This window comes from Polaromonas sp. JS666 (assembly GCF_000013865.1).
Classification (GTDB): Bacteria; Pseudomonadota; Gammaproteobacteria; order Burkholderiales; family Burkholderiaceae_C; genus Polaromonas.
This window is the reverse complement of the sequence record NC_007948.1, coordinates 2,311,871-2,335,518: the sequence shown is the minus strand read 5'-3', so window position 1 is coordinate 2,335,518 and position 23,648 is coordinate 2,311,871. Positions and strand designations below refer to the sequence as shown.

The following is a 23,648-nucleotide window of genomic DNA, read 5'->3' as shown; positions in this document are numbered from 1 at the left end:
GCCAGGAGGCTTGACGGTTCATTTTCAAACGATATAAACTATATATACGGTTTATATCGTTTATTGAAAAGGACATTCTCATGGCAACCACAAAGAAAGCCTCGCCCGCCCCGGCGCGAAAAACCCCGGCCAAGCCAAACGCAGCAAAACCTGAACTGAAAAAGTCACCCGTCCGAAAAGCCGTCACGGGCAAGGCCCCCTCCCCCACGCCCGTTGCCAAAAAAGCGGGCGCCAAAGCGCCGCTGCCCAAGGTCCTGCCGGCAACGACGCCTGAAAAGGCAGCCAAGCCCAAGAAACCCAAACTGGTACGCGACAGCTTTACCATTCCCAAAGCCGAATACCTGGTGCTTGAGGGTCTCAAACAGCGTGCAGCCCAATTAACCCGCCCGGCCAAAAAAAGCGAAGTGCTGCGTGCCGGCATCAAAGCCCTGGCAGCCCTGTCCGATGCCGCCTTCCTGATGGCGCTGGAGCAGGTTCCAGCCATCAAGACTGGCCGCCCTGCCCTAAAAATATAGCCACAGCAAAAGAGGTTTTTACCGGGGGCTTCCAGAAATTCAATTATCGGGATGCAGGGCAAGGCGCACGAAGCGCAGGAACCGGAATGCACTTGGGTGCATGAGGATTCCGAGCACCGCGCAACGCGGCCATGCGCCCGAGAATTGGATTTATGGAAGCCCCCCACACCTAGTGTGGTGTTGCACGCTATCCGGCACCTAAAACCGCGTCTTTTCGTCCATGGCGGCGTTGCAAATCCGCGCAATAGCGGGACTATTGCTGTGGTTTGCGCCTTGCCCTGACCAAAAATCCATCGGTTTTATTGGTGCCGTCAAGCATGCAACACCACACTAGAGCACTTCAGGCGACTGCACGGTGACCACAATGGTCTGGGTATGTCCGTCGCGTTCTCGGCTGCGAAGCCACCAGAGCGAGCCCTTTTTGACCGGGCAATCGCTCTCCTGCAGCCCCAGCAGCTTGGCAATGGTCTGTCCCAGTGTGGGTTGATGCCCCACCACCAAAACCGGCGACCGGCTCTGCGGCCATTGCACCAGTTCCAGCAACTGCGCAGGCGTTGCATCAGGTGCCAGTTCTGTCCGTATCTTGTACTTGCGTCCCAACGCCAGCACCGTCTGCTCACAGCGCCGCGCCGGGCTTACCAGAATGCGTGTGCCTTCCGGGAGCTGCCGGTCCAGCCAGCCGGCCATGCGGGCCGCCTGCTTCTCTCCCCGCGGTGTGAGAGACCGGTCCAGATCACTGCCTCCCTCGGGATCACCTCCGGGCCAGTCCTCTGCCTCCGCATGGCGCCACAAGATGAGGTCCATGGCTATTTTTCCCTGTGGTGGAGTGGTGAATAACGCGCCATCAGGGCCGCCTGAGCGCCATGACCCGCGGTCTTGGCACGTTGATCCACCCGCAGGTAGGTACCGTCAGGCTGCAGGTCCCAGGCGTCGCGACCGTCGTGCAAATAGGCCACCAGGCATTCGTCGATGATGCGCTGGCGAATGACGGGATCGTTGACCGGCCAGGCCAGTTCTATCCGGCGTAGCATGTTGCGGTTCATCCAGTCGGCGCTGGAGAGGTAGAGCGTTTCTTCCTCGGCACTGCGGAAATAAAACACCCGCGAGTGCTCCAGAAACCGGCCAATCACCGAGCGGACCCGAATGTTGTCTGTCACGCCCGGAACACCGGCGGGCAGCATGCAGGCGCCGCGCACGATCAGGTCAATTTTGACGCCACGCTGCCCGGCCCTGGTCAGGGCCAGCATCAAGTCTTCATCAGTCAGCGCATTCATCTTCACCACAATGCGGGCATCCTTGCCCTGCAGGGCGGCTTCGCCTACCGCATCGATTTTTTCAATCAGTTTGCGCTGCAGCTGAAACGGCGCCAGCCAGAGGTGATGCAATTTGGGCAGCCGGCTCTGGCTGGCCAGGTGCACAAAGACATTGTCAATGTCCAGCGTCAGCAAGGGATCGGCTGTCAGGTAGCTGATGTCGGTATACAGGCGCGCCGTACGCGGGTTGTAATTGCCGGTGGACAGATGTGCATAGCGGACGAGATGCCGACCCTCACGCCGGGTCACCAGCAGCATCTTGGCGTGGGTCTTCAGGCCCACCACCCCATAAACCACCTGCGCACCAATCGACTCCAGCATCTCCGCCCAATTGATATTGGCTTCCTCGTCGAACCGTGCCTTGAGCTCCACCACGACGGTGACCTCCTTGCCGCGCCGAACAGCCTCCCGCAGCAACAGCATCAGCTCCGAATCAGTGCCGGTGCGGTAAATGGTCTGCTTGATCGCCAGGACCTGCGGGTCGTTGACCGCCTCGCGTAAAAAAGCCAGAACACCGTCAAAACTCTCGAAGGGCTGGTGAATGGACACATCGCCCTGCTTGAGCCGTTCAAAAAATGACTGCCCAGGTTGCAGCTGCGTGGGATAGCTGGCGCTGTAGTGCGAAAACAGCAGCTTGGGGTCGTTGACCAGGTCCACCAGTTGGGTCAACCGCACCAGATTGACCGGCCCCTGGACCCTGTAAAGGGAAAGCGCCGGCAGGTCGAACTGCTTGAGCAAAAAGTTCGCCAGGTATTCCGAACATCCGGCCGCGACTTCCAGCCGGACAGCCTGGCCATAATGGCGTTGCTCCAGGCCCTGGCGCAGGGCCGTGCGCAGGTTCTTCACATCGTCTTCATCCACCGCCAGATCGGAGTGCCGGGTCACGCGGAACTGGGAAAACTGCCCGACCTCCCGGCCCGGAAACAGCTCGGCCAGGTGGGCCCGGACCACACTGGACAGCGAGACAAACAGCCTGCCCTTGCTGTCGCCGGAGGTCGGCATGTGGATCATGCGCGGCAATACACGCGGAATCTTGACAATCGCGACTTCATTCTGGCGGCCGAAGGCATCATGGCCACCGAGCCTCACAATAAAGTTCAGCGACTTGTTGGCCACCTGCGGGAAAGGATGGGAAGGGTCGAGACCGACCGGAATCAGCAGCGGCCGGACTTCCCGTTCAAAATAGGCCTTCACCCAGCGTCGCTGGGCGGCGTTGCGCTCGCCATGCGAGACGATGCGAATGCCCTGCCGTTCAAACTCCGGCAGCAGGTCATCGTTATAAAGGGAATACTGGCGCGCCACCATGTCATGCGCCGCAGCCGACAGCGCCGCGAAGGACTCTACGGTGTACAGACCTTTTTGTTCGTTGCCCTGGGCCGCCGTCAGGTGAGGCGCGGCGCGAACCTCAAAAAACTCGTCCAGGTTGGACGACACAATGCACAAAAACCTCAGGCGCTCCAGCAATGGCACATCCGGGCGCCTGGCCCAGTCCAGCACCCGCTCGTTGAAAGCGAGAATACTGTGGTCACGGTCGAGAAACCTGACAGGTCGCGCAGCATCCGAGGATTGAGCGGACAAAATAAATGAAGGGAGCAAATCGGACATCAACAACACAAGTCTTTGTAATCAAAGGCAATCCAAGTGTTTACCGGTTTGATGACAAAGGCGTGACAGTACTTTTGACTGATGCTATTCCCCCACTGACCGGCTTGCAAGAGGTGCTTTTCACGGCCAGAACCAGGTAACTTTCAAACTGTTGTGTCGCCTGTTCCCAACTGAAGTCCAATGCCCGCCTGCGGGCTTGATGCCGCGGTACCGCCAGCGCGCTGTAGCAGGCCTGCTGCAAATCGGTATTCATGACACCGCCGTGACAGTTCCCTTCCTCGCTACCCAGCACCTCCAGCGGGCCATCCACCGGGTAGGCCGCCACAGGTGTGCCCGCCGCCATGGCCTCCAGCATCACCAGGCCGAACGTTTCCGACCGGCTGGGAAACACAAATACATCGGCGGCCGCGTACACCTTGGCCAGTTCACTGCGGGGCATCACACCCATCCATCGCACATGCGGATAGCGCTCCCTGAGTGCGACTTCCAGCGGCCCCACGCCGCAAACGACCTTGGTGCCGGGAATGTCCAGCTTGAGAAACGCCTCGATGTTCTTCTCATACGACAGCCGCCCCACAAACAGCGAAACCGGTCGAACCAGCGTGCCCACAGGCGGATACACACGCGGCGCATCCTGAAATTCAAAAAGCTGCGTGTCCACGCCGTGCGTCCAGCCGCGCAAATTGCGAAAGCCCCGCCGCTCCAGCATGCGCAACACGCCTTGCGTGGGCACCATCACGCCGGATGATGGTTTATGAAAGTAACGAAACAGCGCGTAGCCCCACGACAGCGGGATCCTGAGCGCCGCATGGAGGATTTCAGGAAACTTGGTGTGAAATGCCGTTGTGAACTTCAGGCCGCGTTTGTCGCAATAGCTGCGCGCCGCCCAGCCCAACGGGCCCTCGGTCGCGACGTGAATGGCGTCAGGCTGAAAAGCATCGAGCTTTTCAGTCAGGCCCCGGCCCGGGCGAATCGCCAGGTCAATGCCCGCATAGCCGGGACAAGGCCGGGTCTTGAAAAGACCTGGGTGGATCACCTCAACCACGTGCCCCAGTTGCTCCAGTTCGCGCACCAACTCCACAAGCGTGGTAACCACACCGTTAACCTGGGGCCCCCAGGCGTCCGTGACCAAGGCAATCTTCATGCGGTCACCGCCTGCACGGCATGACCACGGCCCTGGGTTTCATGGGCCGGCGCCCAATGCACCAGTTCCAGGCTGCCGTCAAAATTTTCAACCAAGGCCGTGCGGCTTTCGACCCAGTCGCCGTCGTTACAGTACAGGACGCCGTTGATGTCGCGCATCTCGGCACGATGAATATGGCCGCACACCACACCCTGGTGGCCGCGGCGGCGCGCTTCGCTGGCCACGGCCACTTCGAAGTCGGTGACGTAGTTCAGCGCGCTCTTGACCTTTTGCTTCAGGTAAGCCGACAGCGACCAATAGGGCAAACCCATTCGGGCGCGCAGGCTGTTGAGATGCCGGTTAAGTTTGAGCGTGAATTCATACAGGTTGTCGCCCACGTAGGCGAGCCATTTGGCGCATTGCACGACCGCATCGAAATAATCACCGTGGATCACCCACAACTGCAAGCCGGCGACCGTGGTGTGCACCGCTTCTTCCATCACTTCAATGCCGCCAAACTGGTGGCCCATAAATTCACGCGCAAACTCATCATGGTTGCCCGGCACATAAATGATGCGGCAGCCTTTGCGGGCGCGCCGCAGCAGCTTTTGCACCACGTCGTTGTGGGACTGCGGCCAGTACCACTTGCGGCGCAGCTGCCAGCCGTCAACGATATCGCCCACCAGGTACAGGTTGTCGCTGGGATGGGCTTTCAGGAAGTCCAGCAGCGCCGCCGCCTGGCAGCCGGGCGTGCCCAGATGAAGGTCAGAGATGAAAATCGTGCGGTAACGCTTGCGCAACGACTCATCGTCGCTGTCGTCCTGGCCCGGCACATTCCCGTTGCCGAACGATGCGAGGGCGTCAAACATGTGCCGCATCAAGCCTCCGCGGAATTGGCAGGAAGGGGCTTGCCCGAAAAATGCTTCAGGTAACGCGGCGGCAAGTCGGCGATGCGCATCATCATGGGCAAATCGGCCGAGTTGAAGTCCGGGTCCCAGGCCGGCGCCCCGAGCACCTTGGCGCCCAGGCGCAGGTAACCCTTGATCAGCGCCGGCGGCTCCACATCCAGTGAGTCGTCGAGCTGCTCCACCGGCAAGGCCAGGCGCGGCGTCACGCGGTATTCGATGGCGGCCAGGTGGGTTTGCCGCACCTGGCGCCAGATGCTGGCAGCCGCCTGCCCACTGGAGACACCGTTGTGCTGCATTGGGATGCTGGCACAACCAATCATGGTGTCGAGCTGGTTGCGCGCCATGAACTCGGCCAGCGCGCCCCAGAGTGCCAGAATCACGCCGCCATGCCGGTGGTCTGCGTGCACGCAGCTGCGCCCCAGCTCCACCATGCGCTCGCGCAGGGAGCGCAGCCGGGTCAGGTCGAATTCGGTGTCGCTGTAGGTGCTGCCCACGCGCTTGGCCTGGGTCGGGGTGAGCACGCGGTAGGTGCCAATCACGTCGCCGCTGGCCTCGTCGCGCACCAGCAGGTGTTCGCAATAATCGTCAAACAGGTCAATGTCGTGACCCGGCAAGGTCCTGGACAGGGTGGCGCCCATTTCAAGAGCAAACACCTGGTACCTCAGGCGTTGCGCCTGCCGGACCTCGTCCTGGTGCCGGGCCCAGCTGACCAGGATTTTCCCCACTGAAGGCCTTTGAGACCCTTGAACCCCATGAGTAGAGGGCTGGCTGACAGCATGACCGCTTTGATGAAGTGACCCCCGTGGCATTGCGACGGGCGACAATGCAAAGGTGGGATTGGGCAGTTCTTTCATGGCTAACTCCTTGGTTCCTTGTGTCAACAACTTCAGCAACTCCACGACTCAAATCAGGCGCGCTATAAAAAAGCCCCAATAAAGGGGGCTCCGGCTCTCACTCTGTCAATCGCCGACGACGAGCGACACCGCGTCGTCCCGTCGCCCCAAGCCGGTGATCAGCGCCGGCCGCGCTTTTGAAAGGCCTTCGAGCCAGGGCCGGGTACCCGCCTTGAAGCGCAATCCGCCCGGACTGTTGGCCAGCGCCTGGGCCGTGCAGCGCAGGATGCGCAGGCACTGCTGGTTGAGGTCATGGATGCCGGCGCTCAGGGCGCTGGCGGCGCCCTGCTCGTGCTTGCCCTGTTCAGGGGCGTGGTTCAAATACAGTTCCATCGCGTGCTCCGTCATGCTGGTCATGGCGTGATTCTGAAAGCCGGGGGTGACGTGCTCGTGTCAGTTCGATGGCAGTTGTATGACAGCGCACCGCGCTGACTTCGCGTCCCTGGCAACCGAGAGCCAGTAAAAGATCCTCTTGATCATGGATCGCCCGAATCACCGCCTGCCCATTGAGCGTTTCATAAATAGCGACAAGTGCCGTATTACCGTTCGCCCCGAACGGTCCGGTGCCATGATTTACGTCATGCCTGTGTAGATGGAGCGGCCTATACGCTCATCGTGTGCGACTGCACAATCTTGGGCCGCGCAGCGGCTGGCTGTTCCGCTGGAATTTTTACTTGTGCCTGACCGGCATCCGGAACCGGAACCGGCGCCGGTCACCGACTACAGCGGGGAAACATCGGCCTGGGTCCCGAGGAGTCGTCGTTGCAGGAACTGGCTGCACTGGATGAAAAACGCAGCGCGCTGGCTCAACGTCATGGCCGCGAACTGCTCGATGGCGTGGTTCGCCGTGTGATGGATGCGGGCCTGACCGCGGTGGAGAGCCGCCAGCGCCACGGCAACCTGGTCGAAGCGCTCCTGGACATGGAGCCTGAAGGCAGATTGTTCGTGCTCGGGCAACACCACCACGCCGAACAGGGCGGAAAACGCCATCTGGACCACAAGGTCGAGCGGGCCATCCGTTCGGTGCGGCGTCCGGTACTGGTGGCAGCAGCTTCCGGGCACTCCCGCATCCGCCAATTTATTGCGGGCAGCACCACCACCTTGCTGCGGACCAGCCCGGTGCCGGTTCTCGTGCTTCGCTGAGGAAATATTTCCGCTGATGCGTCTTGGTTGCTACCACTTCCAGCGTGCCTGCCGGTTGACCGAACGTAAATTCGGCCATCGTGACGTTGGTTGCTGACATATATCATGGCCCATTGTTGCGTTCTGAAACACCATGAGCCACAACCTCGCGCAGGCCCGCCGCATCGCCAATTACGCAGCATTCTTCTGGATGACGGAGCGCGTAGGAAAGTTGATCGAGTTTGGCCAGTGCGGAAACCTTTTCGAAACGCCACGGAATAAATTGACGATGGCATACGTCTCAGGTGCGGCAGGTTGAAATAGATATGCATCGTCAGTAGTGTCCGGTTAAACCGAACTTTGACCCTCGATCCGGCCGCAACCCAATGCTTATGCGGGCTTCGGCCTTTTTTTGGTCGTGATATGCACCCATGCAATATGGCAAATAATACTTGGGTGCTGCTCTGTCAGCGTGCCATGAGCCGCCGCACCAGGTAGCTGCAGGCATCGACCAGCGCCACCAGCCCGATCATCGACAGCAAAATGGCGCTGGTTTCGGACATCTGGAACAAACCCATGTGAAACGCCAGCATCTGCCCCAGGCCGCCCGCGCCCACCACGCCGAGCACGGCGGCAGCACGAATGTTGTTTTCCCAGCGGTACAGCGTGTAACTCAGCAGCTGCGGCAACACCTGCGGCAAGGTGGCGTAGCAAAATACCCGGCCCTCGCCCACACCGCGCATCCGCAGCGCGAAACCGGCCCCTTCGGGAACGTTTTCAACCGCCTCGGCAAACAGCCGTCCGAGCACGCCCGTGGTGTGCAGAGCCAACGCCAGCGTGCCGGCCAGGGGGCCCAAGCCGGCGGCAATCAGCAGCAGGGCCGCCCACACCAGCTCGGGAATGCTGCGCAGCGCGTTGAGCAGCAGCCGCGTGATTCCTTTGAAGCGGGCCCTGTCGTGGGCATGCGTGCGGCTCGCAGGCAAAGCCAGCAGCAGGCCGGACACAGACGCAATCAGGGTGCCCAGGGCCGACATGGCCAAGGTTTCCAGCGTGGCCTTCAGCAGCTTTTGCAGGAAAGCGGCCTCGCCCGTGGGATGCAGCAGCTCGCCCACAAAGCGTGCCATCTTGCGCAATGCATCGCTGGACAAGAACTGCGCCCACTTCAAGTCCAGCGTCAAGAAACTCAGGACCACCAGCACAAGCACCCCAGCCACCAGCCAGCAGGCCTTGCAACGCGCACCGAAAAGTGGCGGTGGCAGGCGATAGACCTCGTTGGCCGCAGGTGCAGACGGGCGAGGCTCATTCATGGCAGTGTCCAGAGCCGGCTGTCAACCCAGGGCCTTGCGCAGCCAGGCGCTGGCCTGGTCTGCCAGCCAAACCAGCGCCATGAAGACCAGCAGCATGGTGCTGACCTCGGCGCCAGTGAACATCTTCATCGAGGCGTCCATCTGCTGCCCCAGGCCGCCGGCACCGACAAAACCCAGCACCGCCGACGAGCGGATGGCGCACTCCCAGCGATAGACGCTGTAGCTGGTCAGCTCGGCCGCGTTTTGCGGCAGCAAGCCATAAAAGAAAGCCTGCAGGCGGCCCGATCCGTTGCGCAGTAGCGAAACAGTGACGTGGCTTTCCCCGCTTTCGAGGATTTCGCCATACACCTTGCCAAGCATGCCGCTGTAGGTCAGCGCAATGGCCAGCACGCCGGCGGTCGGGCCCAGCCCGACCACACGCACAAAAATCAGCGCCCAGATCAGCTCGGGCACGCTGCGCAACACAATCAGCAGCCAGCGCACCAGCTGTCGCAGCGCGGCCGGCACCGGCGCCATGCGCCCACTCAAGGCAGACACTGACAACACGCGCACCGACAGCAAGGTCAGCGGCAGGGCCAGCAGCAGCGCCAGCGCCATGCCGGCGGTGGCGATGGCCACCGTGCGCCAGGTTTCCCGCGCCACCAGCAGCAAAAAGTCCGGCTCGACCTTGGGCGGGACAAAATCGCTGAGAAACTTCAGCGTTGATTTGAGCGTGCCGGGCTCGACCATCACCCAGGGCTTGAATTCGGTCAGCACCAGCGCGGGCCAGAGCAACAGCAGACCAGCCAGTGCCCAGAAAATGCGGCCGCGCCAGGCCGGGTCGCGCAGCTCGGGGCGCATGGGCAGGCGGGCGGTCGCACTGGTCATGGGAGTGTCGGGCCGGTCAGCGGCAATGCATGACCGCAGGAGGCGTTGCTGCCGCAGGCAGATCGAACGCCTCATGCGCTGGCCCAGTGAGCTCATGCAAATGCTGCGCATACAGCGCCTGCAGGCGCTCGGGCGTCACCTGGGCTGCCGGCAGATCGAAGGCCAGCTCTCCGTCTCGCAGACCGATGATGCGCGGAAAATTCTGCAGCGCCATCTCGACATGGTGCAGGGTGCTGACCAGCGTGGCGCCACGCTCGCGTGCCGCTTGCGTCAAAGAAGCAATGGCCTGCTGCCCGCGCGTCGGGTCCAGCGCAGAGAGTGGCTCGTCGACCAGCAGCAAGCTGGCCTCGGTGACCAGCGCGCGGGCCAGGCCCACGCGCTGACGCTCACCGCCCGACAGCCGGTCCACCCGGGCAAACAACTTGTCGCTCAAGTCAAACCGGGCCAGCGCGGCGTCGGCCTGGGCAATCGCCGTCGGGTAAAACAGGCTGCGCAAGCTCTGCCACAGGCCGATATGCGGCAGGCGACCGGCCAGCACCGAGGTGACGACGCGCTGACGCGGCGGCAGGGGCGGCACCTGCGGTGCCAGAAACAGCTCGCCGCGCAAAAGCTGCAGCTTGCTGCGGGGCAGCCGCCAGGGATCGCGCGCGTTGAGCTGCAGGCTGCCGGACGACGGCGGCAGGGCACAGCCCAGTACGTGCAGCAGCGTGGTCTTGCCAGCGCCGGAAGGCCCGATCACGGCGATCTGTTCGCCAGCAGACACCTCCAGCGACACACCGCGCAGCGCCGCCGCGGCATCGCGTTTTGCCGCAGGATGCCGCGCCGATACCTTGTCTAGCTTGATATTCATATACAAAAACGACCTCTAGCCCTTTATTGATGGGCGCGAGAGGCTACTTATTTGATAGCATTTTTACTTGAGCAAACCGGCACTGCGGGCGGCTGCCTCAATGCCTCTGTAATTGCCCGCCTGGGTCGGGATGTAGCGCGTTGCGCGGTTGAGGTCGAGAATTTCCTTGCCTTGTGCGGTGGCCGGGTCGATATCAATCAGGGCCTTGGTGACCTTCTCACGCAAGGCCGCCGGCATGTCGGCATGCACGGCCCAGTTGTAGTTGAAGTAGCCGAGCGTGGTGTAGAAGACATTGACGTCTTTGGTATCGACCCTGTTTTCCTTGACGAACTTGTTCCACACCGTGATATCAAGCGCAGCAGCTTCAACCTTGCCGCTCACCACCGAGGCAATCGTGGCGTCATGCGCGCCGGAGTAGGCCACCCGCTTGAAGTCCTTGTCGGGGTCGATATTGGCTTGCAGCAAAAAGCTGCGCGGCATCAAGTGACCGGAGGTGCTGGACTGGGAGCCAAAACTGACCTGCTTGCCTTTGAGGTCAGCCAGAGTCTTGATGCCCGAGCTGGTTTTGGCAATGAACACCGACTGGAATTTCGTGTCTTCTTCCCGCTGGGCAATAGGAATGATTTTGCCGCCGGAGCGGTTTTGCGCCTGGATAAAGGTAAATCCGCCCAACCAGGCCATATCGATGTTCTTGTTGACCAGCGTTTCGACGGCAGCCGGGTAGTCGCTCACGGGTGTGAACTCGACTTTCATTCCGAGCTTTTGCTCCAGGTATTTCACAATGGGGCCGAACTTTCGCATCTGCTCGGTCGCCGCCTCTTCGGGAATGGTGGTCACGCGAAAAACAGATTGCGCGTGCGACACGCCCGCAAAAGCCAGCACAACGCACGCTGCCAAGACCCTGAGGGCAACGGATCGGGAATGGTGGACCATGAAAAAGCTCCAGGAAAAATCGGCAGAAAACGACAACCAATATTAAACCCGACAACGAAACCCTGGCGTCCGACGAGAGTTGACAGAACATTGCGACACCATGCAACGATTGGCAAATAAGTTAATCATTAAATCTCAATGTCTCTCGACATGCGGTCATCGCATTTTTCGTGAAGATGGATACGGTTGCCCCAGAAACAAGTCAAAGCATCAGCGATTTAAGAAGGGAAATGGCTTTGTTAGCGGGGGAGTCTCGCAGGGCAAAGACAGGCAAGGGAATCCGGACCCAGCCGGTCCAGACCAGACCAAGCAGGATCAGGATCGGGCCCAATAAAAGACCCCAAAACCGCCCCAGCAAGCCCTGGACCCAGCTGCCGCCCAGGCCCGCCAAAAATCCAGGTGCCGTGTGCGTGACAAGCATGCCGGCCACAAACATGGCGCCATACAGCACCGCCTGTCGGGTTTCCCGGGCCTTGGTCACATACGCAAGCGCCACTGGCACGGCTGCCATCGCCACGGGGTTGAAGCTCGAGACCAGACCGGTCAGAAACGCAGCGATGACCGCCGTCATGCCGCCCTGTTGGACTAGCTGCAGCCAGACTTCGGTGTTCATTCAGTTGCTTTCCACGCGTGCCGCCAGCTCAGAGACAAGCTGCTGCGCTGTTGGCAGCTTGGCAAACGCGAGTGCCCCGTCAATCGCAACGGCCGGAACGGTGAGTACACCCAGCTCCACCGCATAGTCAATATTTTTGACAATATCGATTTCGCTCCAGGCTGCGCCGGTGGGGAACGCTTCAAGCACCGCCTGCTTCAATTCTTGCCTGGCCGCGCTGCAACTGCCGCAGCCATCGGCATAAAAGACTTCGATCTTCAATGTGTTATCTCCACGGGCACGCGGTTCAGCGCATTCAAAATAGGGCAATCATTCAGCGGGCGTTTGTCATCAACGCAGTCACCGATCAATTGGTCGAGTTCCGCCGGCATTGCTTTCATCAGTTTGATCTTTGCTTCCAGAGCGAGTTTCTTTTCGATAGCAAAGGTACGAACGTCGGAGCAGCCGGCCGATGCCTGCCGCGGGATAGTCAGCAGCGCTCGAATCTCCGCGAGCGCGAAGCCGCATTGCTGCGCTTGCCTTATGAAGTGGACACGTTGCGCCGCGTCTTGCGCGTAGAGGCGATAGCCGTTGTCGCCTTTGGACGCTGGCGGAATCAAGCCCTCGCGCTCGTGATAGCGCAAAGTGTTGGGTGTGGTACCCGCCAGTGCCGCAAGTTTGCCGATCGTAAGCATGGGAAGCGGTGCTTTAAACAGGGTTTAAAAGAACAACTGCAAACCTTCGTCCTAAGGCGAAGGTCAAGTGCCTGGCGTTGCCCTGTCATTGACGTTCGCCCGGCGCAGTGGCCTGCGCGGCCAGGGCGCGGTAGGCTTCGGCCACCGTCTCGCTCAGTTCGGCGCCGGGCGGTGCGCAGGCCTCGATGGCCGATAGCAGATGGTCGGCGACGAGCCAATTGTGTTGACGGACCGCCTGCTTATAGACGCTCAGCAGGCGTTGCTCAAGTGCAATAGTCTTCATGGGGGAACAACAAGCCATGAACATGAAGATAGTGCTTGCCCCCATGGGAAGGTCAAGCCGTTTAGGTTCGACCCTGCCCATGACGTGGGTTACCTCCACCGTCGACTGGCCTCCGTCGGCGTGAAATCTCAAAAGCAAGGGCTGCAAAACGAGGGTAGCCCTCTCCGCACCTACCTGAACGCTTCGGTTCAACCGAACTTCTCGGGGCGCCTCAAAAACGGAAAATAAAGCACGCTAAGGCCCGCGTGTTCCTCAACTATTTCGCCCCGGAGCTGGAAGTTTCTTTCTCCCCTTGGAGCGACGCAATCAGCGGACAGGAAACGTTCCCCTTCCGTGCATGGCAGGCGCACACAAGCTTGGATAGCACGGTTTCCATGCGCGCCAGGTCAGCCATCTTTTCGCGCACGTCCTGGAGCTTGTGCTCGGCCAGGTTACTGGCTTCGCGGCAGTGGGTGCCATCCTCCAATCTGAGCAATTCGGCGATCTCGTCCAGGCTGAAGCCCAGTCGCTGGGCCGATTTCACAAACCGCACCCGCGTTACATCCGCCTCGCCATACCGGCGAATGCTGCCGTAAGGCTTGTCTGGCTCCGGCAGCAGGCCCTTGCGCTGATAGAACCGGATGGTCTCCACGTTGACCCCGGCCGCCTTGGCAAAAACGCCAATGGTCAAATTCCCAAAAATATTTTGCATATCGCTTGACTCCGTACATTACTACGGAAATAAGGTTACGCCATTCATTCCAGTTTCGAAAGCACAAACACATGTCTGAACCACAAAATGTTCGTGGTGCCCTCTTCGCCGGCGGGCTGGCCGCCATCCTTGCCTCCACTTGCTGCCTGGGGCCGCTGGTACTGGTCGCACTGGGATTCAGTGGGGCCTGGATCGGCAATTTAACGGCGGTGGAGCCGTACCGCCCGATCTTCATCGGCGCGGCACTGGTGGCGATGTCCTTCGCTTGGCTGCGCATTTTCCAGCCCGTACAGGCATGCCAGCCGGGCGAGGTTTGCGCAATCCCGCAGGTGCGGACTACCTACCAGCTCATTTTCTGGATAGTGGCCGTGCTGGTCTTGGTCGCGCTCGGTTTTCCCTATGTCATGCCATTTTTCTACTAATCAGGAGTTCACCGTGAAAAAACTGTTTGCCTCCCTCGCACTTGTCGCCGTCGTTGCCCCCGTGTTGGCCTCCACCCAGACCGTTACGCTGTCGGTGCCGGGCATGACCTGCGCTGCCTGTCCAATCACTGTCAAAAAGGCCATCTCGAAAGTAGCGGGTGTAAGCAAGACCGACGTGAGTTTCGACAAGCGTGAGGCCGTCGTCACCTTCGACGATGCCAAAACCAGCGTCCAGAAGCTGACCAAGTCGACCGAAGATGCGGGCTATCCGTCCAGCGTCAAGCGGTAAGCCGCTGGATCTGACTCGGGAGCGACACATGGGACTCATCGCACGCGCGGCCGATAGGGCCGGTGGCCTCGGCAGCATCGTGTCAGCAATGGGCTGCGCGAGCTGCTTTCCCGCCATCGCCAGCCTCGGCGCCGCCATCGGGCTGGGCTTCTTGAGCCAGTACGAAGGGCTATTCATTCGCATTCTGCTGCCGCTGTTCGCCGGCATCGCACTGCTCGCCAATGCGCTCGGTTGGTTCAGCCATCGGCAGTGGCGACGGACAACACTCGGCCTGATCGGTCCAGCCTTGGTGCTGGCCGCGGTGTATTTGACCTTTGGCTGGCGCAGCGAATTGCTGCTCTATGTTGGCCTGGCCTTCATGTTCAGCGTATCGATCTGGGATTTCGTCTCGCCAGCGAAGCGCCGCGGCGGACCGGACGGCTGCGCACTGCCGCCCCGGCGTGGCTGACGGCATTGGCCGTTGCCGAAACAGAAAAAGGAACTATTGCATGACCGACTTGAAGATCACCGGAATGACCTGCGACTCGTGCGCTGCGCATGTCAAGGAAGCCTTGGAGAAGGTGCCGGGTGTGTTTTCTGCGGTCGTGTCCTACGCGAAGGGCACTGCGCAGCTCGCCACCGAGCTAGGCACGTCGCCGGATGCGCTGACTGCCGCCGTTGCCGGACTCGGCTACAAGGCCACGCTCGCGGATGCACCGACAGCCGAGAAGCGCGGCGGTCTGCTTGATAAAGCGCGTGGATGGCTGAGTGGTGGCGACAAATCAGTCGGCGATGGAGGCAAACTGCATATTGCCGTCATCGGTAGCGGCGGCGCTGCGATGGCGGCGGCGCTAAAGGCCGCCGAGCAAGGCGCGAAGGTCACGCTGATCGAGCGCGGCACCATCGGCGGCACTTGCGTCAATGTCGGTTGCGTGCCGTCCAAGATCATGATCCGCGCCGCCCATATCGCCCATCTGCGCCGTGAAAGTCCATTCGACGACGGTATCGAGGCGACTGTGCCTGCGATTGACCGCCGCGAACTGCTGGCGCAGCAGCAGGCTCGCGTCGATGAACTGCGCCACGCCAAGTACGAGGGCATTCTGGACAGCAACCCGGCCATCAATGTGCTGCAGGGTGAAGCGCGTTTCAAAGACGGCCAAAGCCTTGCCGTCGGTTTGAACGATGGCGGCGAGCGCGCGGTGGTGTTCGACCGCTGCCTGGTCGCCACCGGCGCCAGCGCGGCAGTCCCGCCGATTCCCGGCCTGAAAGACACACCTTACTGGACCTCCATCGAGGCGCTGGTCAGCGACACGATTCCTCAGCGGCTGGCTGTGATCGGCTCGTCGGTGGTCGCGGTGGAGCTGGCACAAGCCTTTGCCCGACTGGGCAGCCAGGTCACTATCCTGGCGCGCAGCACGCTGTTCTTCCGCGAAGACCCGGCTATCGGCGAGGCCGTCACAGCCGCCTTCCGTGCGGAAGGGATCAAGGTGCTGGAACACACGCAAGCCAGCCACGTCGCTTATGCGGACGGTGAATTCCTGCTTACCACGGGACACGGCGAAGTACGTGCCGACAAGCTATTGGTCGCCACCGGCCGGGCGCCGAACACGCACAGCCTGGCACTGGAAGCGGCGGGCGTCACCGTTAATGCGCAGGGTGCCATCGTCATCGACAAGTTCATGCGCACAAGTACCCCGCACGTCTACGCTGCCGGCGACTGCACCGACCAACCGCAGTTCGTCTATGTGGCAGCGGCGGCCGGCACCCGTGCAGCGATCAACATGACCGGTGGCGAAGCTGCCATTGATCTAAGCGTTATGCCGGCAGTGGTGTTCACCGACCCGCAAGTCGCCACCGTGGGCTACAGCGAAGCGCAAGGGCACCATGACGGCATCGAGACGGACAGCCGGCTGCTCACGTTGGATAACGTACCACGTGCGCTCGCCAACTTCGATACGCGCGGCTTTATCAAGCTGGTTATTGAGGAAGGTAGCGGACGACTCATCGGCGTACAGGCGGTGGCCCCGGAAGCGGGCGAGCTGATCCAGACGGCGGTGCTCGCCATACGTAACCGCATGACGGTGCAAGAACTGGCTGACCAGTTGTTCCCATACTTGACGATGGTCGAGGGGCTGAAGCTCGCGGCACAGACCTTCAGCAAGGACGTAACGCAGCTTTCCTGCTGCGCCGGATGAAGAAAAGAAGGTGTTCGATGAACGCCTGCACGGTGTCCCATCTGGCCCTGGATGCCGGTGTGAGTGTGCATGTCGTGCGCGACTACATGCTGCGTGGGTTGTTGCGGCCTGTGGACCGCACCGCAGGCGGCTACGGCTTGCTCGATGCGGATGCTTTGCAGCGGCTGTGCTTCGTGCGGGCCGCTTTCGAAGCAGACATCGGCCTCGACACGCTAACGCGGCTGCGTCGGGCGCTGGATGCCGCAGACGGCGATGAAGCGCTGGCGTATCTTACTGATCTGCGCCAGCTCGTGGAGCGCCGGCGTCAGGCGCAGCAGGCTTGGAAGCGCAGCTGGCCTGTCAGCTAACCGAACTGGCACGCGATACGGAGATTTCGCCATGAGCAGTCCTGAGCGTATTCCCGTTGAGACACGCAAGCCACTTTCTGGCTACCTGTGGGGTGCGCTTGCCGTGTTGACCTGCCCCTGTCATCTACCCGTTCTCGCCGCCGTGCTGGCCGGAACGACCGCTGGTGCTTTCATAGGGGAGCACTGGGTTGTTGCAGCCATTGCGCTGACCGGCTTATTCGGCCTTTCAGTGGCACGACTGCTGCGGGCCTTCAAGGGAAGATCGTGACCGTTTCCCAGCCAGCCGGATGAACAGCGACGCAACTGGTGCAGGCGGTCGAGACAGGACAGTTTGAGCTTCACTGCCAGCCTGGAGGAGTGCCACCATGATCACGGCCAACCCTCGTATTCGTTCCATGGTGCGGGTTGGTTACAAGGAGGTCAAAAAAAATACCTCTGCAAATTTTGCCCTGGCCCGTAACCGGCGGGCGCTTTCAAGCGAATTTCTGTTTAGAGCGTCTCACTCGCAATTGCACAAAAAGCGGCCAACTTTGCTGGTTCCTTGAGCGTCGCGGTTGCCTTTGCTGCTCTGCAGGGCTCGCCGTCCTGGTTCCCGGCGAATTCCGCACTCCCTTATCCCTGGAATCGCAAGGAGACTTTCATGAGCAAGCTCGCATCGATTGCCCTCGTGGTCGTGGTTCTTATTTCTGCCGGCTGTTCTTCCATAGGCATGGGCGGAAAGACCACAACTTCCTCTGGCGATATGTCGCAACTGGAACAGGTTTCACACTACAAAGGAGGACGCCTGTAGCGGGCCGTGACGACTCGATGCCGGAGGCACTACCACAATCCGCCTCCTGCCTGCCCATCGGCATCGGTGACCGCCTTGCCGTCCTTTTCCATCCTTTAGCAAATTTCTAGCGGATTGAAGCCCGGCGAGTTCAGGGGTAAGGAGTCGCGGCAAAATAAGTTGACTATTATTTTTTCCAGAGCGGCAGCAACGTGTAGTTCCAGTCACCATGGAAGTTGGCGCGCTTGAGATTCAACGCGGCCAACTCGGCGTCGGTGACGCTGATGCCTGTAGGGTAATGGCCCGTGTCGAGTTCGGCGCGAATTTTCAGTCCGGCCTGGGTGGTCGTGTTGGCGATCAACTGAACGATCACCTCGTGACTGACCAACGGTTGCCAGCCGGCCGGCGATGCGCTTCGTCACGGTGAAGTCGGTCGAGCAACAGGATATACAGGCGGTCCATTGCGTGCGTACGCGAGCTGCTGGTCCAGCAGCGCACCGCGCTCAGTCAGTTCAGGGCTTGCCGGGGAAGCGAGGCGTGACGATTGCCAAGTCACCAGAGGCTTTCAAGCGTGCTGCGCCGCAGATTCTGGCCAATTGCGAAGGCAAGGTGACCAGCGTTTGCCAAGCCATGCTCTTGGAGTTGGTGCAGCAGATTCAGGAATTGGAACAACGCGTCAAGCGCGCTGAAGGCTGGATCAAAGCGTTCATGAAACGCTCGGCCCTGTGCAAGAAGATCTCCGCAATCGACGGCGTTGAGCCCATCTCCGCCACAGCGATGGTGTCCCTCGGGATCAAGCCGCCAATTTGCTGAGGACTGGGTGTGCAAATCTCATCGAGGCTGCGGGCGTGTGTGCACTTGCTCATTAGCAAGCCGTATACATGCATGCAAACTGTTTCCAGTCACCAAAAAAATCTTGCAAAAGGTGTCGGGGCCATACATACACGAAAGGCCGTGCTTGGCCTCAGTATGAATTGATTTGATCTGCACCAAATAGAGAACTTGCACGGTCGCAGTATCCTTCGCAGGAACAGCTTGGCAATGGTGCGGCTTGTGCGATGCGCGCGCCGACATGCGGGTTCAGCGAGAACCTTTTGGAAAATAGCATGCAAAAAATACTTATTCCTTTTGATGGCTCTCCCAATGCATTGCGCGCAGTGCGCTATGCAGCCACAGCGGTGCAAGAAAAATCCACCCTGGAACTTGAACTGCTGCACGTGCTTGATCCCATGTCACTCAGATCCCACGCCACCTTGACCAACATAGAGGTCAATGACCTGTATGCGAGTGAGGCGGATCAGGTGCTTCAGCCGGCACGACAGATTCTCGACCAAGCTGGTATTCCCTATCAGGCACACTACCGCGTTGGCGCGGCCGCCAGCGAAATCGCAGCGCAAGTGCGTGAAACACGCTGTGATGGGGTAGTCATGGGGACACGCGGCATGGGACCGATCGCCAACGTCATGATCGGCTCTGTCGCCACTCGCGTCGTGCACTTGGTCGAGGTGCCAGTTATCCTGATCAAGTAGGTGCCTTGCTTCATCAGAAGCATATTGCGCAACCTTACTGATCGCCGCGTCCACAATCGGTGGACCAGATTTCCTTGGCTGAGGAGCCTCTTGTGCAGCCGCGTCTAGAAGGCTGATTCGCCCCGTATGATTGGCTCCGAGGTCAATCACTATGCCAAATATCGACATCATCGGAGCCATTCTCTTTGCATTCGCGTTGGTCCACACCTTCTCGACAAAGTTATTTGAGCGGCTGGCACACCGCCACCCTCGCCATGCTGGCCTATTCCATCTGCTCGGTGAAGTGGAGGTCGTCTTCGGCTTCTGGGCCGTCGTGCTCATCACCGTTATGGCTCTCGTGGTCGGAGGTTCACAAGCCATCGAGTACGCCGAGTCCCGGCAGTACACCGAACCTTTGTTTGTGTTCGTCATCATGGTGGTGGCTGCATCACGGCCAGTTGTGGAAGTCATCAAGGCGTTGGTGGCCTCTTTCGCCAGGTTCGCACCGGTTCGAACCGTCGTCGCTCAAGTCTGGCTTTGCCTGGCTCTGGTGCCCCTGATCGGCTCCTTGATTACCGAGCCAGCGGCAATGACGCTTGCTGCGCTGATGCTCGGCTCCCTGGTGTTCCGCGCCGGCATTCCGGAGTGGTTAAAGTACGCCGCACTCGGGGTCTTGTTCGTAAACATCTCCGTGGGCGGCACCTTGACCTCCTTCGCTGCACCCCCTGTTCTCATGGTGGCCGCCACCTGGAACTGGGACAGTGCCTTTATGGTGACACACTTCGGCTGGAAGGCCGTCATCGCTGTCGTTATCAACGCCACGGCTGTTACGCTGGTGCTGCGTCGGCATCTTGATGATGCTGAGCCAGCATCGCCCGAAGACCGTGAGCGGCGCATTCCAGCCCTCGTCAGCGCGATTCACCTGGCATTCCTCGCGACCGTCGTGGCGTTCGCCCACCACCCGGTGATATTCCTCGGCCTGTTCCTGCTCTTCCTCGGTTTCACGCAGGCCTATTCCCGCTACCAGACGCCCCTCATCCTGAAGGAGGCTTTACTCGTGGGTTTCTTCCTTGCCGGTCTGGTGGTGCTCGGGGGCATGCAGCAGTGGTGGCTGCAGCCCATCGTGTCCGGCCTGGAGCCAACCGCCCTGTTCTTTGGCGCCCTCGGTCTGACCGCCATCACAGACAACGCTGCACTAACCTATCTGGGGTCGCTGATTGAAGGCATGAGTGATTCGGCCAAGTACATGCTGGTTGCCGGTGCCGTCGCGGGCGGAGGTCTGACCGTGATTGCGAACGCTCCCAACCCGGCCGGCATTGCCTTGCTCAAGCAGGGCTTTAACGATGAATCCATCGGCGCCGGCGGGCTATTGCTCGGTGCGCTGCTGCCAACCATCATCGCGGCAGCGATGTTGTTGCTGTAGGGAAATAGTTTTTTCGCACTCCCGGGGAAGCTCAGAGTCCACTTAGCGCGCGCTGGTTGACCCGCTTGGCCAGCGCGTCCGCGCTCTCCCTGCGCTCGCTGTAGCGGTCCGTCAGCCAGGCCGACATATCGCGCGTCAGCAGCGTGAACTTCACCAGCTCTTCCATCACGTCCACCACGCGGTCGTAGTAGGCCGAGGGTTTCATGCGCCCGGCTTCGTCAAACTCGAGAAAAGCCTTGGCCACTGACGACTGGTTGGGAATGGTCAGCATGCGCATCCAGCGGCCCAGCACCCGCATCTGGTTGACGGCGTTGAAGGACTGGGAGCCGCCCGAGACCTGCATCAGCGCCAGCGTCTTGCCCTGCGTGGGCCGCACCGCGCCGTCGGCCAGGGGTATCCAGTCGATCTGCGACTTCATGATGCCGGTCATGGCGCCGTGCCGCTCGGGCGAGCACCAGACCATGCCCTCAGCCCATTGCGCCAATTGCCGCAGTTCCTGCACCTTGGGATGCGTGTCGGGTGCATCGTCGGGCAGCGGCAGGCCGCTGGGGTCGAAGGTCCGGGTCTGCGCGCCCATGGCCTGCAGCAGGCGCGCCGCTTCCTCGCTGGCGAGGCGGCTGTAGGAGCGCTCGCGCACCGAACCGTAAAGCAGCAGGATGCGCGGCGCGTGCATGCCGGGCGCTGGGCCTCGCAGCCCGGTTACCGGCTGTACAAAAAGCGCCGGATCGATGTTCGGCAGATCCATCGGCGAGGGACTAACGGCCTGCAACACGCTCTCCCCGCTCATTGACGACCTGTTCGCCGTCTTCCTTGGCGAACGCGCCGCGCTGCGGCAGGGGCAGGATGTCCAGCACGGCTTCCGAGGGGCGGCACAGGCGCGTGGCCAGCGGCGTCACCACGATGGGCCGGTTGATCAGGATGGGGTGGGCCAGCATGGCGTCGATCAGGGCCTCATCCGGCAGCGCTGGGTCGTCCAGGCCGAGCTCCCCATACGGCGTTCCTTTTTGCCTGATGACCTCCCTCACCGGCACCGCCATCTGCGCGATCAGTTCCAGCAGTTTTTCCCGCGTAGGCGGTGTTTTCAGGTACTCAATGACTTCGGGCTCGACGCCGGTATTGCGGATCAGCGCCAGTACGTTGCGCGAGGTGCCGCATTGGGGGTTGTGATAGATCGTGACGGAAGACATGCGCTTTGACTCCTGAAGGAATGGGTGGATTGCGGGGTTGCTTCAATTCAATGATTCAATTATATTTGAACTATGGAATATTTAGCACACCCCATTGAGCTGACCCCACTGGACGAAAGTGCCGCCGTAAAGGCGCTGGCCGCCTTGGCCCAGGCCCAACGGCTGCGGGCTTTTCGGGCCCTGGTGGCGGCTGGGCCCGATGGCCTGACGCCGGGGGCCATGGCGGAGCAACTGGGTGTGGCGCCCAGCGCGCTGTCGTTCCACTTGAAAGAGCTGGCTTATTCGGGTTTGGTCCGCAGCGAAGCGCGCGGTCGCAACCTGATTTACCGCGCAAACTTCGGCCAGATGACCGCGCTGCTGACTTACCTGACCGAGCATTGCTGCCAAGGCGAGGCCTGTGAGGTAACCAACACCGCATCCTGCGGGGCCTGCTGACTCACAACGCCCAGGAGCTCTCATGAACCTCGCAGAGGCATTGAACCTGGGGTGCCTGTGCCGCACCCTGAACCCGGACCAGCTGCGCGAGCAGCTCGAGACCGACCCCAGCCTGGAAGGCATGGTGGCCGGGCTGGCCACCACGCATCCCCACCTGTTCTCCGAAACCGCCGTCTTTCTGGACCCCGCGATCCGCACGACGCTGGGCCAGGCCATCGCCGCCATCGAGCGCGTGATCGCCCTGCCCGCCTACCAGCAACTGGCCCTGGCCTGCGCCCCCGAGATTGCCCGCCATGATTTCGGGCCCGCAGGCGTGTTCATGGGCTATGACTTTCACCTCGGCGTCGACGGCCCACGCCTGATTGAAATCAACACCAACGCTGGTGGCGCCCTGCTGAACGCAGCGCTGGCGCGCGCGCACCGGGCCTGCTGCGAACCCATGCAGGGCCTGATGGATGCGTCAACCGATCTGACGCGGGTCAACCAGAGCTTTGTGGACATGTTCCGCGCCGAGTGGCAAGCCCAGCGCGGAGCACGGCCGCTGCGCACCATCCTGATCATCGATGACGCGCCGCACGCCCAGTACCTCGCGCCCGAGTTTGCGCTGGCACGGCAGTTGTTCCTCGCCCATGGCCTCGTTGCCGCCGTGGGAGATGCGCGCGAATTGCAGTGGAAGGACGACGCCCTGTGGCACCCGGCCCTTCCTGCAGGCCAGCCGGTGGATCTGGTCTACAACCGCCTGACCGACTTCAGCCTGTCCGACCCGACCCATGCGGCCCTGCACGACGCTTATGTGGCGGGTGCAGCGGTCGTCACGCCGCATCCGCGTGCCCATGCGCTGTATGCGGACAAACGCAACCTCATCACACTCGGCAACGACGCACTGCTTGCGTCGTGGGGGGTGTCCGATGAGGACCGCCGGATTCTGCAGGCCGCCATTCCGCACACCGAACTGGTCACCGCCGACCATGCCCAAGCACTCTGGGCCCGACGGCGCCAGCTGTTCTTCAAACCCGTGGCGGGCTATGGCGCAAAAGCCGCCTACCGCGGCGACAAGCTCACGCGCGGCGTCTGGGGCGATATCCTGGCCGGCGGCTTTGTGGCCCAGGCGCTGGTGCCGCCCAGCGAGCGCCTGGTGGACGTCGATGGTGTGGCCACCCGCCTGAAGCTGGACCTGCGCGCCTACACCTGGCGCGGCCAGGTGCAATTGCTGGCGGCGCGCACCTACACCGGCCAGACCACCAACTTCCGAACGGCCGGCGGCGGTTTTTCCCCGGTGGTGGTGTTATCCGCCCTGGACAGCCGCCTGCCCCCACCCCGATCAACCATGCCCGCAAGCGACAGCGCATGCGTTGCTGCCCCAGGCACGGTCTGCTGAAAAAAACATAAACCGCTGG

General features: G+C 61.2%; 31 protein-coding genes and 3 pseudogenes. 16 read left to right on the top strand and 18 right to left on the bottom strand.

The annotated features are described in order from the left end of the window. The first annotated feature begins 80 nt into the window (after positions 1-80). Entirely contained in the window at positions 81-515 is a 435-nt protein-coding gene (locus BPRO_RS11175) for a hypothetical protein (RefSeq protein WP_011483171.1), read from the top strand. 330 nt (positions 516-845) lie between these two features. Here the strand turns inward: BPRO_RS11175 and BPRO_RS11170 are convergent, their stop codons facing one another. From BPRO_RS11170 to BPRO_RS11145, 6 genes are all read right to left on the bottom strand, one after another. Beyond that, positions 846-1,319: a SixA phosphatase family protein gene (locus BPRO_RS11170; RefSeq protein WP_011483170.1), complete on the bottom strand. Its 474-nt coding sequence runs from the start codon at positions 1,317-1,319 to the stop codon at positions 846-848. A gap of 2 nt (positions 1,320-1,321) precedes the next feature. Continuing rightward, positions 1,322-3,433 (bottom strand): polyphosphate kinase 1, encoded by a 2,112-nt coding sequence (gene ppk1 / locus BPRO_RS11165; RefSeq protein ID WP_011483169.1) that lies wholly within the window; start codon positions 3,431-3,433, stop codon positions 1,322-1,324. 40 nt (positions 3,434-3,473) lie between these two features. Continuing rightward, the gene (locus BPRO_RS11160; protein ID WP_011483168.1) at positions 3,474-4,577 is read right to left on the bottom strand and encodes a glycosyltransferase family 4 protein; all 1,104 of its coding nucleotides are present in this window, start codon (positions 4,575-4,577) and stop codon (positions 3,474-3,476) included. Then, positions 4,574-5,434, bottom strand: a complete 861-nt coding sequence (locus tag BPRO_RS11155; RefSeq protein WP_011483167.1) for a UDP-2,3-diacylglucosamine diphosphatase — start codon at positions 5,432-5,434, stop codon at positions 4,574-4,576. Before BPRO_RS11155 ends, BPRO_RS11160 begins: the two co-directional genes overlap by 4 nt. Further along, a complete protein-coding gene (locus tag BPRO_RS11150) occupies positions 5,434-6,318 on the bottom strand; it encodes a GNAT family N-acetyltransferase (protein ID WP_011483166.1) in 885 nt (294 codons plus the stop codon). Before BPRO_RS11150 ends, BPRO_RS11155 begins: the two co-directional genes overlap by 1 nt. A gap of 105 nt (positions 6,319-6,423) precedes the next feature. Beyond that, positions 6,424-6,714 (bottom strand): hypothetical protein, encoded by a 291-nt coding sequence (locus BPRO_RS11145; RefSeq protein ID WP_157045782.1) that lies wholly within the window; start codon positions 6,712-6,714, stop codon positions 6,424-6,426. A gap of 405 nt (positions 6,715-7,119) precedes the next feature. Between BPRO_RS11145 and BPRO_RS30445 the strand changes: the two genes are divergently transcribed. After that, positions 7,120-7,500, top strand: coding sequence for a universal stress protein (locus tag BPRO_RS30445; protein ID WP_011483164.1), 381 nt, complete (start codon positions 7,120-7,122; stop codon positions 7,498-7,500). Positions 7,501-7,633: 133 nt separating this feature from the next. Beyond that, positions 7,634-7,798, top strand: coding sequence for a hypothetical protein (locus tag BPRO_RS28555; protein ID WP_198141003.1), 165 nt, complete (start codon positions 7,634-7,636; stop codon positions 7,796-7,798). A 148-nt stretch (positions 7,799-7,946) separates the two neighbouring features. Here BPRO_RS28555 and phnE read toward each other — a convergent pair whose 3' ends face one another. The 9 genes from phnE to merR all read right to left on the bottom strand — a co-directional run bounded on the left by phnE (position 7,947) and on the right by merR (position 13,697). Continuing rightward, complete coding sequence (gene phnE / locus BPRO_RS11135) at positions 7,947-8,786, bottom strand: phosphonate ABC transporter, permease protein PhnE (protein ID WP_011483163.1); 840 nt, start codon at positions 8,784-8,786, stop codon at positions 7,947-7,949. Positions 8,787-8,807: 21 nt separating this feature from the next. Next, positions 8,808-9,653 carry a PhnE/PtxC family ABC transporter permease gene (locus tag BPRO_RS11130; RefSeq protein ID WP_011483162.1) on the bottom strand — a complete coding sequence of 282 codons (846 nt, stop codon included), beginning with the start codon at positions 9,651-9,653 and terminating at the stop codon, positions 8,808-8,810. Between the two features lie 16 nt (positions 9,654-9,669). After that, positions 9,670-10,503 (bottom strand): phosphonate ABC transporter ATP-binding protein, encoded by an 834-nt coding sequence (locus BPRO_RS11125; RefSeq protein ID WP_011483161.1) that lies wholly within the window; start codon positions 10,501-10,503, stop codon positions 9,670-9,672. Between the two features lie 63 nt (positions 10,504-10,566). Beyond that, the gene (locus BPRO_RS11120; protein ID WP_011483160.1) at positions 10,567-11,436 is read right to left on the bottom strand and encodes a putative selenate ABC transporter substrate-binding protein; all 870 of its coding nucleotides are present in this window, start codon (positions 11,434-11,436) and stop codon (positions 10,567-10,569) included. A gap of 202 nt (positions 11,437-11,638) precedes the next feature. Continuing rightward, positions 11,639-12,049, bottom strand: coding sequence for a cytochrome c biogenesis protein CcdA (locus BPRO_RS11115; RefSeq protein ID WP_011483159.1), 411 nt, complete (start codon positions 12,047-12,049; stop codon positions 11,639-11,641). Then, a complete protein-coding gene (locus tag BPRO_RS11110) occupies positions 12,050-12,310 on the bottom strand; it encodes a glutaredoxin family protein (RefSeq protein WP_011483158.1) in 261 nt (86 codons plus the stop codon). It abuts the gene before it with no gap. Further along, positions 12,307-12,723, bottom strand: coding sequence for a heavy metal-responsive transcriptional regulator (locus tag BPRO_RS11105; protein WP_011483157.1), 417 nt, complete (start codon positions 12,721-12,723; stop codon positions 12,307-12,309). The genes BPRO_RS11110 and BPRO_RS11105 overlap by 4 nt, the downstream gene beginning before the upstream one ends. 85 nt (positions 12,724-12,808) lie before the next feature. Beyond that, a complete protein-coding gene (locus tag BPRO_RS29560) occupies positions 12,809-13,006 on the bottom strand; it encodes a hypothetical protein (protein ID WP_157045780.1) in 198 nt (65 codons plus the stop codon). A gap of 256 nt (positions 13,007-13,262) precedes the next feature. After that, complete coding sequence (merR, locus tag BPRO_RS11095) at positions 13,263-13,697, bottom strand: Hg(II)-responsive transcriptional regulator (RefSeq protein ID WP_011483156.1); 435 nt, start codon at positions 13,695-13,697, stop codon at positions 13,263-13,265. 71 nt (positions 13,698-13,768) lie between these two features. On the opposite strand from merR, the gene merT reads away from it, so the two are divergent. From merT to BPRO_RS29550, 8 genes and pseudogenes are all read left to right on the top strand, one after another. Next, positions 13,769-14,119, top strand: coding sequence for a mercuric ion transporter MerT (gene merT / locus BPRO_RS11090; RefSeq protein WP_011483155.1), 351 nt, complete (start codon positions 13,769-13,771; stop codon positions 14,117-14,119). 13 nt (positions 14,120-14,132) lie between these two features. Then, a complete protein-coding gene (merP, locus tag BPRO_RS11085) occupies positions 14,133-14,408 on the top strand; it encodes a mercury resistance system periplasmic binding protein MerP (RefSeq protein ID WP_011483154.1) in 276 nt (91 codons plus the stop codon). Positions 14,409-14,436: 28 nt separating this feature from the next. Further along, a complete protein-coding gene (merC, locus tag BPRO_RS11080) occupies positions 14,437-14,856 on the top strand; it encodes an organomercurial transporter MerC (RefSeq protein ID WP_011483153.1) in 420 nt (139 codons plus the stop codon). Positions 14,857-14,896: 40 nt separating this feature from the next. After that, complete coding sequence (gene merA, locus BPRO_RS11075) at positions 14,897-16,582, top strand: mercury(II) reductase (RefSeq protein WP_011483152.1); 1,686 nt, start codon at positions 14,897-14,899, stop codon at positions 16,580-16,582. Positions 16,583-16,599: 17 nt separating this feature from the next. Then, positions 16,600-16,964 (top strand): annotated as a pseudogene (gene merD / locus BPRO_RS11070) (mercury resistance co-regulator MerD). Beyond that, the gene (gene merE / locus BPRO_RS28550; protein WP_011483150.1) at positions 16,961-17,197 is read left to right on the top strand and encodes a broad-spectrum mercury transporter MerE; all 237 of its coding nucleotides are present in this window, start codon (positions 16,961-16,963) and stop codon (positions 17,195-17,197) included. The pseudogene merD and the gene merE overlap by 4 nt, the downstream one beginning before the upstream one ends. Positions 17,198-17,294: 97 nt before the next feature. Further along, on the top strand, positions 17,295-17,474 hold the full coding sequence (locus BPRO_RS29555; protein WP_157045779.1) for a hypothetical protein: 180 nt from the start codon (positions 17,295-17,297) through the stop codon (positions 17,472-17,474). 95 nt (positions 17,475-17,569) lie between these two features. Beyond that, entirely contained in the window at positions 17,570-17,719 is a 150-nt protein-coding gene (locus BPRO_RS29550) for a hypothetical protein (RefSeq protein ID WP_157045778.1), read from the top strand. A 166-nt stretch (positions 17,720-17,885) separates the two neighbouring features. Here the strand turns inward: BPRO_RS29550 and BPRO_RS11065 are convergent. Continuing rightward, positions 17,886-18,092: pseudogene (locus BPRO_RS11065) on the bottom strand (ISAzo13 family transposase); the annotation flags it as partial. Between BPRO_RS11065 and BPRO_RS30900 the strand changes: the two are divergent. The 3 genes and pseudogenes from BPRO_RS30900 to BPRO_RS11050 form a co-directional block, all read left to right on the top strand. Beyond that, positions 18,092-18,484 (top strand): annotated as a pseudogene (locus tag BPRO_RS30900) (IS110 family transposase); the annotation flags it as partial. The pseudogenes BPRO_RS11065 and BPRO_RS30900 sit on opposite strands and share 1 nt — an antisense overlap. A gap of 320 nt (positions 18,485-18,804) precedes the next feature. Continuing rightward, complete coding sequence (locus tag BPRO_RS11055) at positions 18,805-19,227, top strand: universal stress protein (RefSeq protein ID WP_041388731.1); 423 nt, start codon at positions 18,805-18,807, stop codon at positions 19,225-19,227. Between the two features lie 151 nt (positions 19,228-19,378). Beyond that, positions 19,379-20,629, top strand: coding sequence for a putative Na+/H+ antiporter (locus tag BPRO_RS11050; protein WP_011483146.1), 1,251 nt, complete (start codon positions 19,379-19,381; stop codon positions 20,627-20,629). A 31-nt stretch (positions 20,630-20,660) separates the two neighbouring features. Here BPRO_RS11050 and arsH read toward each other — a convergent pair whose 3' ends face one another. After that, positions 20,661-21,416, bottom strand: coding sequence for an arsenical resistance protein ArsH (gene arsH, locus BPRO_RS11045; RefSeq protein WP_304412238.1), 756 nt, complete (start codon positions 21,414-21,416; stop codon positions 20,661-20,663). Further along, positions 21,385-21,816 (bottom strand): arsenate reductase (glutaredoxin), encoded by a 432-nt coding sequence (gene arsC / locus BPRO_RS11040; protein ID WP_011483144.1) that lies wholly within the window; start codon positions 21,814-21,816, stop codon positions 21,385-21,387. The genes arsH and arsC overlap by 32 nt, the downstream gene beginning before the upstream one ends. A 72-nt stretch (positions 21,817-21,888) precedes the next feature. On the opposite strand from arsC, the gene BPRO_RS11035 reads away from it, so the two are divergent. Together BPRO_RS11035 and BPRO_RS11030 are read left to right on the top strand one after the other, a co-directional pair. Then, the gene (locus tag BPRO_RS11035) at positions 21,889-22,251 is read left to right on the top strand and encodes an ArsR/SmtB family transcription factor (protein ID WP_011483143.1); all 363 of its coding nucleotides are present in this window, start codon (positions 21,889-21,891) and stop codon (positions 22,249-22,251) included. Between the two features lie 22 nt (positions 22,252-22,273). Further along, positions 22,274-23,629 (top strand): hypothetical protein, encoded by a 1,356-nt coding sequence (locus BPRO_RS11030; RefSeq protein WP_011483142.1) that lies wholly within the window; start codon positions 22,274-22,276, stop codon positions 23,627-23,629. Positions 23,630-23,648: the final 19 nt, after the last annotated feature.